Raw genomic sequence first — 11,533 nt, forward strand, 5'->3', positions numbered from 1 at the left:
GCGCCCTCCTTCGTCATGTGGCGTCCGCGATCGGCAGCGTGGCGCGTACGTCGAAGCCTCCGTCGGGTAAGGATTCGGCGGCAAGCGTGCCGCCGAGCAGCGCCGCGCGCTCCCGCATCCCCACGAGCCCCTGACCCGCCCCGGGCGCGCCACCCGGCGCGGCGCCGGGACCGTTGGCGACGCGCAGCCGCAGCTCGTCCCCGTCCCGTGCGACGCTCACCGCCACGGCCGCGCCCGGCGCGTGCCGCATCGCGTTGCTCAGCGACTCCTGCACGATCCGGTACGCCGACAGCCCAACGGCGGGCGGCAGCCCGTCGAGCGACCCGACCCGCTCGAGCACCACGGCCAGCCCGGCGGCACGGGCGTGGTCGGCCAGCTCGTCCAGCCTGTCGAGCCCCGGCTGCGGCGCGGTGTCCGTGCGGCCCTCCTGGTCGCGCAGCACGCCCAGCACCTGCCGCAGCTCCGCGATGGCCGCGAGCGAAAGCCCGCGGATCTCCGCCAGCCCGGCCTCCAGCCGCGCGGGATCGCCCGCGGCCTTGAGCGGCACCGCCTCCGCCTGGATCGCGATCACCGACATGTGGTGCGCGACCACGTCGTGCAGCTCCCTGGCGATGCGGGCCCGCTCCTCCAGCACGGCCTGTGCGCTCTCGGCCAGCTGGGTGCGCCGCTCCTCCTCGACGAGCCGCGCCGTGGCGGTCCGCCGGACACGGACGTTGTAGCCGAACAGCACTGCGACCGAGGCCATCGCTGTGACGATCGCCATCGAGTTGGGGTGGACGATCCAGGCGGTCAGTAACGTGATGATCCACACCGCCAGCGTGATCTGCTTGTCGCAGCGGACGGCGACGGAGTAGAGCACCATCAGGTACATCACGCCCGTCGGCGCGGTGTAGGGCGGATCGACCAGGTCGAGTGTGGCGACCGTCCAGACGGTGAGCGGCATCAGGACGATCGCGACCCGCCAGGCGGCCAGCGGCCATCGGTCGCGCAGCGCCAGCGGCAGCGCCACGGCCACACCGGCCACGTCGGCGACCCACTCGGGGATGGGATATTCCTCGATGTGCGCGGCGATCATGTCGGTCACCATGCCCTGCGTGGTGCCGTACAGGATCAGGGCCAGCACCAGCTCCGCCACCTGGACCAGGCTGTAGGTCCGGAGCGGCACGAGCACCGCGAGCCGGCGCGGCACGGTGAACGTCAGCCGCCGCGACGCCGGCGGCGGGTCGGCGTCGCCCTGGAACAACGCAAGCCCGAACGGCCGCACCAGCGTGCGCCCGGCCGCCGCGAGGCGCCCGTCCCGCCGGCTCCAGCGCCGGCCGGACAGGCGGCGGCCGAGGTCGCGGGCGCGCTGGACGGAGATCACCTGGTCAAGGTTACGATTCCGCCGCCCCGATGGCGTCACCCCACGGTCTGATCCCACGTGTCACCCTCAGGTATGGCTTACATGATTACGATCGCCGTGAGCGAACATCAACAAGTAAGGGAACAATGCGGGGCTCCAATGAATTGAGTCGGTATAACTCAACCCTTTGGAGTTCGCATGAGTGAGAGCTTGACCCTCCCGGTCCTGCCGCTGGACGACGAGGTCGTCCTGCCGGGCATGGTGGTCCCGCTGGACCTGTCCGACTCCGAGGTGCGCGCAGCCATAGACGCGGCCCGTGCATCCGGTGGCAACAAGCCGCGGGTCCTCCTCGTTCCCCGGATCGACGGCCGTTATGGGCCGATCGGCGTGCAGGCCGTTGTCGAGCAGGTCGGAAGGCTGCCCGGCGGCGAGCCCGCCGCGGTGGTCCGCGGCGTCAACCGCGTCCGCGTGGGCATCGGCACCACCGGCCCCGGCGCCGCACTGTGGGTCGCGGCCGACACGATCGACACCGTCCCCGCCGGGGAGCGCGCGCATGAGCTGGCCAAGGAGTACAAGGCCCTGGCCACCACGATCCTGCAGAAGCGTGGCGCCTGGCAGGTGGTGGACCAGGTCAACCAGATCGAGGACCCGTCGCTGCTGGCCGACAGCTCCGGCTACACCCCGTGGCTGACCACGGCGCAGAAGGTCGAGCTGCTCGAGGCCGCCGACCCGGCCGACCGGCTGGCCAAGCTGATCGAGTGGTCCCGCGAGCACCTCGCCGAGCTCGACGTCGCCGAGACGATCCGCAAGGACGTCCAGGAGGGCATGGAGAAGCAGCAGCGCGAGTTCCTGCTGCGCCAGCAGCTCGCCGCCGTGCGCAAGGAGCTCAAGGAGCTCAACGGCGACACCGAGACCGAGGAAGAGGACTACCGGGCCCGCGTCGAGGCCGCCGACCTGCCTGAGAAGGTGCGCGAAGCCGCGCTCAAGGAGGTCGACAAGCTGGAGCGGACCTCCGACCAGTCGCCCGAGACCGGCTGGATCCGCACGTGGCTCGACACCGTCCTCGACATCCCCTGGAACACGCGGACCGAGGACAACTACGACATCATCGGCGCGCGGGCCGTGCTCGACGCCGACCACACCGGCCTGTCCGACGTCAAGGACCGCATCATCGAGCACCTGGCCGTGCGCAAGCGCCGCCAGGACAAGGGGCTCGGCGTGGTGGGCGGCCGCCGCAGCGGCGCCGTGCTCGCCCTCGCGGGTCCTCCCGGAGTCGGCAAGACCTCGCTGGGCGAGTCGGTGGCGCGCGCGATGGGCCGCAAGTTCGTCCGTGTCGCGCTCGGCGGCGTCCGCGACGAGGCGGAGATCCGCGGCCACCGGCGCACGTACGTCGGCGCGCTGCCCGGCCGCGTCGTCCGCGCCATCCGCGAGGCCGGCTCGATGAACCCGGTCGTCCTGCTCGACGAGGTCGACAAGGTCGGCGCCGACTACCGCGGCGACCCCACGGCCGCGCTGCTGGAGGTGCTCGACCCGGCGCAGAACCACACGTTCCGCGACCACTACCTGGAGGTCGAGCTCGACCTTTCCGACGTGCTCTTCCTGGCCACGGCCAACGTCCTGGAGGCCATCCCCGGGCCGCTGCTCGACCGGATGGAGGTCGTCACGCTCGACGGCTACACCGAGGACGAGAAGGTCGCGATCGCCCGCGACCACCTGCTTCCGCGCCAGTTGGAGCTGGCCGGGATGAGCGCAGAGGAAGTGACCGTCCAGGACGACGCGCTGCGCAAGCTGGCCGGCGAGTACACCCGCGAGGCCGGCGTGCGCTCGCTCGAGCGGGCGGTCGCCAGGATTCTGCGCAAGGTCGCGGCCAACGACGAGCTGCCCGTCACCGTCGGCGAGAGCGACCTGGTCGGCTACCTCGGCCGGCCGCGGTTCGTGCCTGAGTCGTCGCTTCCCGAGGCCACCCAGCGCACCTCGGTCCCGGGCGTGGCCACGGGCCTGGCGGTCACCGGGGCCGGGGGTGACGTGCTCTACGTGGAGGCGTCGCTGGCCGACCCGGAGACCGGCGAGACCGGGCTCACGCTGACCGGCCAGCTGGGCGACGTGATGAAGGAGTCGGCGCGGATCGCGCTGTCGTACCTGCGCTCGCACGGCGCGGAGCTGGAGCTGCCGGTCACCGCGCTGAAGGACCGCTCCGTCCACGTGCACTTCCCGGCGGGCGCCGTGCCGAAGGACGGGCCGTCGGCCGGTGTGACGCTGACGACCGCGCTGGCCTCGCTCCTGTCGGGGCGGCTGGTCCGCGGCGACGTGGCCATGACCGGCGAGATCTCCCTGACCGGGCGGGTCCTGCCGATCGGCGGCGTCAAGCAGAAGCTGCTGGCCGCGCACCGGGCGGGCATCACCACCGTCCTCATCCCGGCTCGCAACGAGCCGGACCTGGACGACGTGCCCAAGGAGGTCCGCGACGAGCTGACCATCCACCCGGTCAGCGACGTGCGTGAGGTCCTGGACCTCGCGCTCGCCCCGGCGCAGGTCGCCACCGCCGCGGCGTGACCGCGGCCTCCACTGCCCGCCCCACCCCACCAGGTGCGGCGGGCAGCGGCATGTCTACGTGCGGGCCGGCCAGTATTCGTCCCTGAGCAGCCGCTTGTAGAGCTTGCCCGTCGGGTGGCGGGGCAGCTCCGCACGGAAGTCCACGGACTTGGGGCACTTGTAGTGGGTCAGGCGCTCGCGGCAGTACGCGATCAGCTCCGCCTCCAGCTCCGTTCCCGCCTCGGCCATGGACATCGGCTCGACCACGGCCTTGACCTGCTCGCCCATCTCCTCGTCCGGCACCCCGAACACCGCCACGTCGGCCACCTTCGGGTGCACCGACAACACGTTCTCGGCCTCCTGCGGGTAGATGTTCACCCCACCGGAGATGATCATGTACGAGCGGCGGTCGGTGAGATACAGGAAACCGTCGTCGTCCAGGTAGCCGATGTCGCCCAGCGTGGTCCAGCCGCGGCCCTGCGGGTCGCGTGAGGAGCGGGTCTTGTCCGGGTCGCCGTGGTATTCGAACGTGCCGCCGTTCTCGAAGTAGATCGTGCCGTGCTCGCCCGGCGGCAGGTCGTCGCCGTCCTCGTCGAGGATGTGCACGACGCCGAGGAGCGAGCGGCCGACCGTGCCCTTGTGCTGGAGCCAGTCCTGCGCGTTGACGTAGAGGAAGCCGTTGCCCTCGGTGCCGGCGTAGTACTCGTGGATGATCGGGCCCCACCAGTCGATCATCTGCTCCTTGACGGGGACGGGGCAGGGGGCGGCGGCATGGATCGCATGCTGAAGCGATGAAATATCGTATTTTGTCCGGATCTCTTCTGGCAGCTTGAGCATCTTGATGAACATCGTGGGCACGAGCTGCGAGTGCGTCACCTTGTACCGCTCGACCGCCTGCAGGTAGAGCTCGGGGTCGAAACGCTCCATCACCACCACGGCGGCGCCGAAGCGCTGGAACGTCAGGCAGTACCGCAGCGGGGCGGCGTGATAGAGCGGCGCGGGCGAGAGATAGACGCTGTCCGCCGACGGCGCGAACAACGCCTGGACGAGCAGGAACAGCATCCCCGGCTCGGTGAGCGGGCCGTGTGGGGCGCTCACCTTGACGCCCTTGGGCCGGCCGGTGGTGCCCGAGGAATAGAGCATGTCCGCGCCGGTGCGCTCATCGTCGATCGGGGTGACCGGCTGCTTCGCGACCGCCTCCTCGTAGGAGTCGAAGCCCTCGGCCGTGCCGTCCATCATGAGGCGCAGTTCGACCCGGGGCGTGGCGGCGGTGATCGAGGTGGCGATGCCGGCCAGGTCCGCGCTCGAGATGAACGCCCGCGCGCCGCAGTTGGCGACGATGTACGCCACCTCGTCGGTCTGCAGCCGGGAGCTGATCGGCGTGTAGTACAGGCCCGAGCGGTGCGCGGCCCAGGCGACGGTCAGGAAGAGGGGATGGTTGGGCAGCATGAAGGCGATGTGGTCGCCCGGGCGTAGCCCTGCCGCGCGGAACAGGTGGGCCAGGCGGTTGGACTCCTCGTCCAGCTCGCGGTAGGTGATGATCCGTCCGGAGCCCGCCATGACCACAGCGGGCTTGTCTGGGGCGACTGCTGCGATGGCTCCCGGATACATGATCCGAACACTATTCGGCCGACCGGCAGCACGGAAGCCGCGACCTCGCCGTTGAGGCCGCGGCTCCGAGAAGGGGGCGGTCAGGCCGCCGCGTGATAGACGTCCTTCCAGCCGGAGTGGTAGCCGGTCGGCTGGTGCCGGGTGCCCCGGCTCACGTCCACGTAGATGTGCGCGGCGTTCTTACCGTAGAAGGTGAACTCCTGCGGGTGCTTCGAGCAGTTGCGGAAGCTCTTGAAGTATGCCGAGCCGTTCTGGTTCACGACCTTGAACGTCTCCCACGCGCATTTCTTCTTGCCCCACCACTTGTAGTTGTGAAGCGTGCTGTGGACCTTGAAGAAGTAGTCGTGGCGCCACTCCCAGAAGCGCTTCTTGACCTTCTTCTCGACCCACTTGCAGTGCTTGTCGCCCTTCTTGTCCTTCCAGCAGATCTCCTTCTTGACGGTGATCCACTTCCAGTACCAGAATTTGAACTTCTTCTTCTCGACGCTCACGTGGCCGTAGGCCTTGGCCTTGTGATCGCCGGAGAAGTAGGGTCCCCAAGCGGCGTCGTACGAGCTGGCGGCGGATGATGTCGACGTGGTCGTCGCGTTGGCGGCGACCGGCGCGCCGATCGCCACCAAGGTGGCGGCGGTGACGCCGAGCAGGATTCGTGAAACGAATCGCACTGTGGGTCCTCCTCGGGAGAGGGTTTTCCTGACTCGGCATTCCTACGCCTGCTGTATTGCGCCGCGCTTGCAATTCACTTGACGCCTGAACCAGTGTGATAAGAGATTATTCCTGTTTCGGCGGCGCTTTTTCAATATCATTCCGCGGCGATCACGGAACCCGCGTACTTCTGCTTGATGAAGTCCTTGACCTTCGGGTCCTGCAGCAGCTTGCCGAGGGTGACGATGTTCGCGTCCTTCTCGTGGCCGGTCTTGACGACGAGCCCGTTGACGTACGGGTTGCCCTCGGTCTTCTCCAGCGCCAAGGCCTGCGTGGCGGGACTGAGCCCGGCCTCGATGGCGTAGTTGCCGTTGATCACCGCGGCGTCCACGTCCTCGAGCGAACGCGGCAGCTGCGCCGCCTCCAGCGGCTTGAACTGCAGGTTCTTCGGGTTCTCCACAACATCGCGCTCGGTCGCCGCGGTGCCCGCGCCGTCCTTGAGCTTGACGAGACCGTTGTCGGCGAGCAGTTTGAGCGCGCGGCCGAGGTTCGTGGCGTCGTTGGGCACGGCCACGGTGGCGCCGCTCGCCAGCGCGGACGGCGCGGTGATCTTCTTGGAGTACAGGCCCAGCGGCTCCAGGTGGACCGGGGCCACGAAGCTCAGCTCGGTGCCCTTGGAGGAGTTGAAGTCGTCCAGGTACGGCTTGTGCTGGAAGAAGTTCGCGCTCAGCTGGCCCTCGTCGAGCTGCACGTTCGGCTGGACGTAGTCGGTGAACTCCACGACCTCCAGCTTCAGCCCGGCGCCCGGGGCCAGGTTCTGCTTGACGTAGTTGAGGATCTCCGCGTGCGGCACGGGGCTGGCGCCGACCTTGAGCACCGCGTCGGCCCCTTCGGCCCCCGTGCTGGTGGCGGACTGTGACGTACCGCATGCGGCGAGCGACAGGGCTAGCGCGAAAGCACCCGCAATGGCACGAAATTTCATCTTGTTTCCTTACTTATGCGATAGGCGCCGAGCGACCCAGTCGCCCAGGCTCTGCAGGAGTTGCACGATCACGAGGAGGAGGACGACCGTCACGATCATCAGGAGCGTCTCGAAGCGCTGGTAGCCGTACCGGACGGCCAGGTCTCCGAGGCCCCCGCCGCCGAGCGTGCCGGCCATGGCGGAGTAGCCGATGAGCGCGACGACCGTCACGGTCAGGCCCGCCACGAGCCCGGGCAGGGCCTCCGGCAGCAGGACCTTGCGCACGATGGTGGTCCGGCTCGCGCCCATGGCCTGGGCCGCCTGCACGACGTCCGTGCCGACCTCCCTGAGCGCGGTCTCGACCAGCCGGGCGAAGAACGGCACCGCCCCGACGGTGAGCGGCACGACGAAGGCGGCGGTCCCGATGGTGGTGCCGACGACGAGCCGGGTGAACGGGATGATCGCGATCATCAGCACGATGAACGGCAGCGATCGCCCGATGTTCACCACGAACCCGAGCGCCGACTTGAGCGCGGGCGCAGGCCGCAGCCCGTCCCGGTCGAACACCACCAGTGCCACGCCCAGCGGCAGCCCGAGCAGCACGGTGAACAACGCCGACCATCCGACCATCTGCGCCGTCTCCAGCGTCGCCGGCCAGAGCAGCGGCAGCATCTCTTCCCACGTCATGCCGCCTCCTCCACGATCAGGCCGGAGCCGCGCAGGTACGCGAGCGCGGCGGGGGTGTCGGCGCCGTCGAGCGACACACGCAGCCGGCCGACGGAAACGCCGGCGAGCTCTTCGATCGAGCCGCCCAGGATGCTCAGGTCCACGTCGAACTTCCGCACGATGTCCGATACCACCGGCTCCGACACACCGGGTTGCCGCGGATCGCCGGTGAACGTCAGCGTGACCGAGCCGGCCGGGGCGGGCTCGGGGAGCGGGAAGATCTCCCTGATCAGGCGGGAGCCTGGCGTCCTGATGAGGTCGGCGATGGCGCCCGACTCCTCGATGCGGCCGCGCGCCATGATGGCCACGGAGTCGCAGACGCTCTTGACGACGTTCATCTCGTGGGTGATCAGCAGGATCGTCAGGCCCAGCTCGGCGTTGAGCCGCTTGAGCAGCGCCAGGATCGACTGGGTGGTGGCCGGGTCCAGCGCGGAGGTGGCCTCGTCGGACAGCAGCACCGACGGGTTGCCGGCAAGGGCCCTGGCGATGCCCACCCGCTGCTTCTGCCCGCCGGACAGCTGGTGAGGGCGGTCCTTGCCGCGGCCTTCGAGTCCGACCAGCTCCAGCAGCTCACCGACGCGGCGTTCCCGCTCGGCCCGCGGCACGCCCATGACCTCCAATGGGAAGGCGACGTTGCCGGCCACCGTGCGCGAGGACAGCAGCGCGAAGTGCTGGTGGATCATGCCGATGCGTTGCCTGGCCCGGTTCAGCTCGGCGTCGCGCAGCGCGGTCAGGTCCTGGCCGGCCACGGTGACGGTGCCCGCGGTGGGGCGTTCGAGCAGGTTGACGCAGCGCAGGAGGGTGCTCTTGCCGGCGCCGCTCTGGCCGAGCACGCCGTAGATCTCGCCTTCACGCACGTGCAGGTCGACACCGTTGAGCGCGACGGTCTCGCCGTACTGCTTGCGCAGGCCGTAAGCCTGGATCACGGAAAATCCCCACGACTGAGAGCGGCCGGGCCGCTCGGACGAACAGATGCCGGTAAGCGCGGCAGGGTCAGCGGGTGCCCGGGTGGAACGGCAGGTGGCACAGCCTGCGCAGCACGAAACCAGGTGCGATCATGACGACCTTCGAGGAGAACGGGCGGACGGTCTTGTCTAGCGGGCCGGCATTCGCCCCATACGCAGGCGACAACACGCGGCGGCCCGGTGGGCGCCGTGGTCGTACGCGTATGCCTCGTTCACGCCGTTGCTAACGACATGGTGAGATCCCGCTATTCCTCTTCCGTCTCGTGATCTGGGTCACGGAATGAGTTGTATCGGTAGAGATGCATCGCTAGCGATGTAATCTACCGCCATGAACATCGCGAGATTGCGCAGGTTGGGGCGGCGGCTGGGCGAGCTGGCCAAGGCTGTGGACGGCGAGGGTCAGCCCCTGCTGACGCCCGGGGAAGAGGCGGTCTTCGAGGACGTGCTGCGGCATCCGGGCAGCGCGGTGGGGGAGATCCAGGCCCGCACGGGGTTCGCCCAGAGCCACGTGTCCGCCTCGGTGGCCCGGATGCGGGAGCGCGGCATCCTGGAGACCGGCCCAGACCCGGCCGACGGCCGCCGCACCCAGGTCCGGGTGGCGGACGTCGCCATGCACTGGCTGTTCCGGCGCGCGACCACGCCGGTGGAGGAGGTCGTACGGCGGGCGATGCCGGACCCGGCGGACGCCGACCGGGCGGTGGCACTGCTCAAGGAGCTGGAGACCCTGCTGATCACCGACGACTCCCACGGCGCGGGCTGACTCCGCCCCCGGCCCGGCGGTGTGAGGTCCGGACTGTAGATGTGTGCCGCCACGATCAACAGCCCCGGATCCACCTGGCCCGCCTGGCTCGCGTTCATCGGCGGGTTGCCGCCGGTCTTCTCGTTCGACATCCGGGCCGCGCTCGTTGAGCTGTTGGGCAGGCACAGTCAAAACATGCGGCCGGTGACCCGGTGATGCCGCCGCTCGGCAGCGGCATAAGGTCGTCCTCCCGGGTAGAAGCAGACGCATGACCAAGCTGATGGATCGAGTACGCAGATACCTGCACGGCCCTCAAGGCAGGCAGACGGTAGAGAAGGCGAAGCGGATCGCTCGTGACCCGCGGAACCAGCAGAGGGCGCGGAACTGGTTGCGCAGGCTACGGCGCCACTGACTCTTCGCTGGATGCAGGCTCGGCGGGCGATGTCCAGCCGAGCGCGATCAACGCCTGGCGGGTCTTGAACGGCAGGAGCACGACCATCTCGCCCTCGACCTCGCGGAAGACGAGATCGAGGGTGAGCGTAGGCATCTCCAGGACGTTCGCGGTGATGTTGATGCCGCGAATGCCCGTTCTCGGGCTGGCGGTCGTGCCTTGCGACCAGCGTCGATAAGGCGGCCGTCAGCCGTCTCACAGTCCTCCGATCACCGGTTTAACGAGGTCTTACGCGCCCCCTGCGACCCTAGAGTCATCGGGACTTAGGGAGATGACAGATGGACGCGAACGAGCCTCGCGAGCAGGGAGCCGGGTGGAGCCAGTTCGGCGCCACCCCGCCGGCCGCCGGGGGCTTTCCCCGGCGGGACACGATCTTCATGGAGCCGCCGCCTCCGCCGCCGCCCGCGCCCCCGAAGAGGCCGGGCTTCGGGCGCAAGACGGTGGCTGGGCTGGCCCTGGCGGCCACGGCCATCGGCGGCGGCGTCGTGGGGGCCGTCGTCGCCAACGCGTTCCAGCCCGATCCGGTCGCCGTCACCACCAACGCCAACACCGGCACGCCGAGCCCGGTCTTCAAGAACACCTCCTCCGAGCTCACCGTCACCGAGGTGGCCGCGAAGGTGCAGCCGAGCGTCGTGATGATCCAGGGCCAGACCGGCGAGGGCTCCGGCGTGGTGCTGTCGGAGGACGGGCTCATCCTGACCAACAATCACGTGGTCGAAGGCGCGGGACGCGGCGGGCAGATGACCGTCAAGTTCAGCGACGGCAAGACGGCCAAAGCCAGCGTGGTCGGCACCGACCCGGCCACCGACCTGGCCGTCATCCGGGCGGAGGGTGTCTCCGGGCTGACCAAGGCCACGCTCGGCAACAGCGACCTGCTGAAGGTCGGCGACGACGTGCTGGCCATCGGAAGCCCGCTCGGCCTCGACGGATCCGTGACGAAGGGCATCGTCAGCGCGCTCGACCGCACGCTCACCGTCGGCGGCGAGCAGAACCAGCAGGTGCCACCCGGCTGGGGTCAGCAGCAGGGCGAGAGCAGCGAGCCCACCACGATCGGCGGCGCCATCCAGACCGACGCCTCCATCAACCCCGGCAACTCCGGCGGCGCGCTGGTGAACGCGGTCGGCGAGCTGGTCGGCATCAACACCGCGATCGCCTCGCAGGCCGCGGGCGGCGGCGTCGGCTTCGCCATCCCGGTCAACACCGCCAAGCAGGTCTCCGACCAGCTCATCAGCACCGGCAAGGTGAGCCACGCCTTCCTCGGCGTGAGCGTCACCGACGCCACCGGCGATGTGGCCGGCGCCCTCATCAGCCAGGTCACCGCCGGAAGCCCCGCGGAGAAGGCGGGCCTGAAGCAGGGCGACCTGATCACGAAGATCGGCGACAAGGCGGTTGACGGGGGAGATAATGTAGTTGGGCAGGTCAGAGGTTTCAAACCTGGTCAACAGGTCAAGATCACATATGTGCGGGACGGGCAGGCCAACGAGGTCACCGTCACCCTTGAAGAGAAGAAATAACCAAGGACCCCCACATTGACGGGTGTGCCGTCGAGATCGCTGCGGAC

At 69.2% G+C, this 11,533-nt stretch carries 10 protein-coding genes; 3 read left to right on the top strand and 7 right to left on the bottom strand.

Going from position 1 to position 11,533, the window contains the following annotated elements; all coding sequences use genetic code 11:
* Positions 1 to 13: 13 nt before the first annotated feature.
* Positions 14 to 1,363 (bottom strand): sensor histidine kinase, encoded by a 1,350-nt coding sequence (locus ACTWPT_RS31010; RefSeq protein ID WP_443181028.1) that lies wholly within the window; start codon positions 1,361 to 1,363, stop codon positions 14 to 16.
* Between the two features lie 177 nt (positions 1,364 to 1,540).
* Between ACTWPT_RS31010 and lon the strand changes: the two genes are divergently transcribed.
* The gene (gene lon, locus ACTWPT_RS31015; protein WP_443181029.1) at positions 1,541 to 3,895 is read left to right on the top strand and encodes an endopeptidase La; all 2,355 of its coding nucleotides are present in this window, start codon (positions 1,541 to 1,543) and stop codon (positions 3,893 to 3,895) included.
* Between the two features lie 54 nt (positions 3,896 to 3,949).
* Here lon and ACTWPT_RS31020 read toward each other — a convergent pair whose 3' ends face one another.
* From ACTWPT_RS31020 to ACTWPT_RS31040, 5 genes are all read right to left on the bottom strand, one after another.
* The gene (locus ACTWPT_RS31020) at positions 3,950 to 5,485 is read right to left on the bottom strand and encodes an acyl-CoA synthetase (RefSeq protein ID WP_443181030.1); all 1,536 of its coding nucleotides are present in this window, start codon (positions 5,483 to 5,485) and stop codon (positions 3,950 to 3,952) included.
* Positions 5,486 to 5,565: 80 nt separating this feature from the next.
* Positions 5,566 to 6,150, bottom strand: a complete 585-nt coding sequence (locus ACTWPT_RS31025; RefSeq protein WP_443181031.1) for a hypothetical protein — start codon at positions 6,148 to 6,150, stop codon at positions 5,566 to 5,568.
* Between the two features lie 137 nt (positions 6,151 to 6,287).
* On the bottom strand, positions 6,288 to 7,112 hold the full coding sequence (locus ACTWPT_RS31030; protein WP_443181032.1) for a MetQ/NlpA family ABC transporter substrate-binding protein: 825 nt from the start codon (positions 7,110 to 7,112) through the stop codon (positions 6,288 to 6,290).
* Between the two features lie 9 nt (positions 7,113 to 7,121).
* On the bottom strand, positions 7,122 to 7,778 hold the full coding sequence (locus tag ACTWPT_RS31035) for a methionine ABC transporter permease (RefSeq protein ID WP_443181033.1): 657 nt from the start codon (positions 7,776 to 7,778) through the stop codon (positions 7,122 to 7,124).
* Positions 7,775 to 8,743, bottom strand: coding sequence for a methionine ABC transporter ATP-binding protein (locus ACTWPT_RS31040; protein ID WP_443181034.1), 969 nt, complete (start codon positions 8,741 to 8,743; stop codon positions 7,775 to 7,777). The genes ACTWPT_RS31035 and ACTWPT_RS31040 overlap by 4 nt, the downstream gene beginning before the upstream one ends.
* A 367-nt stretch (positions 8,744 to 9,110) precedes the next feature.
* Here ACTWPT_RS31040 and ACTWPT_RS31045 point away from each other — a divergent pair, with 367 nt between their 5' ends.
* Complete coding sequence (locus ACTWPT_RS31045; RefSeq protein ID WP_443181035.1) at positions 9,111 to 9,542, top strand: MarR family winged helix-turn-helix transcriptional regulator; 432 nt, start codon at positions 9,111 to 9,113, stop codon at positions 9,540 to 9,542.
* Positions 9,543 to 9,918: 376 nt separating this feature from the next.
* Here the strand turns inward: ACTWPT_RS31045 and ACTWPT_RS31050 are convergent, their stop codons facing one another.
* Complete coding sequence (locus ACTWPT_RS31050; RefSeq protein WP_443181036.1) at positions 9,919 to 10,068, bottom strand: hypothetical protein; 150 nt, start codon at positions 10,066 to 10,068, stop codon at positions 9,919 to 9,921.
* A 182-nt stretch (positions 10,069 to 10,250) separates the two neighbouring features.
* Between ACTWPT_RS31050 and ACTWPT_RS31055 the strand changes: the two genes are divergently transcribed.
* Positions 10,251 to 11,486, top strand: coding sequence for a S1C family serine protease (locus ACTWPT_RS31055; RefSeq protein WP_443181037.1), 1,236 nt, complete (start codon positions 10,251 to 10,253; stop codon positions 11,484 to 11,486).
* Positions 11,487 to 11,533: the final 47 nt, after the last annotated feature.

It is taken from the genome of Nonomuraea sp. 3N208 (genome assembly GCF_052245935.1).
In the GTDB taxonomy this organism is placed as follows: domain Bacteria; phylum Actinomycetota; class Actinomycetes; order Streptosporangiales; family Streptosporangiaceae; genus Nonomuraea.

Bases quoted from the DNA above. Each gene is read 5' to 3' on its own strand.
- lon (WP_443181029.1), top strand. From the start codon at position 1,541: ATGAGTGAGAGCTTGACCCTCCCGGTCCTGCCGCTGGACGACGAGGTC.
- ACTWPT_RS31020 (WP_443181030.1), bottom strand. From the start codon at position 5,485: ATGTATCCGGGAGCCATCGCAGCAGTCGCCCCAGACAAGCCCGCTGTG.
- ACTWPT_RS31030 (WP_443181032.1), bottom strand. From the start codon at position 7,112: ATGAAATTTCGTGCCATTGCGGGTGCTTTCGCGCTAGCCCTGTCGCTC.
- ACTWPT_RS31035 (WP_443181033.1), bottom strand. From the start codon at position 7,778: ATGACGTGGGAAGAGATGCTGCCGCTGCTCTGGCCGGCGACGCTGGAG.
- ACTWPT_RS31045 (WP_443181035.1), top strand. From the start codon at position 9,111: ATGAACATCGCGAGATTGCGCAGGTTGGGGCGGCGGCTGGGCGAGCTG.
- ACTWPT_RS31050 (WP_443181036.1), bottom strand. From the start codon at position 10,068: ATGCCTACGCTCACCCTCGATCTCGTCTTCCGCGAGGTCGAGGGCGAG.
- ACTWPT_RS31055 (WP_443181037.1), top strand. From the start codon at position 10,251: ATGGACGCGAACGAGCCTCGCGAGCAGGGAGCCGGGTGGAGCCAGTTC.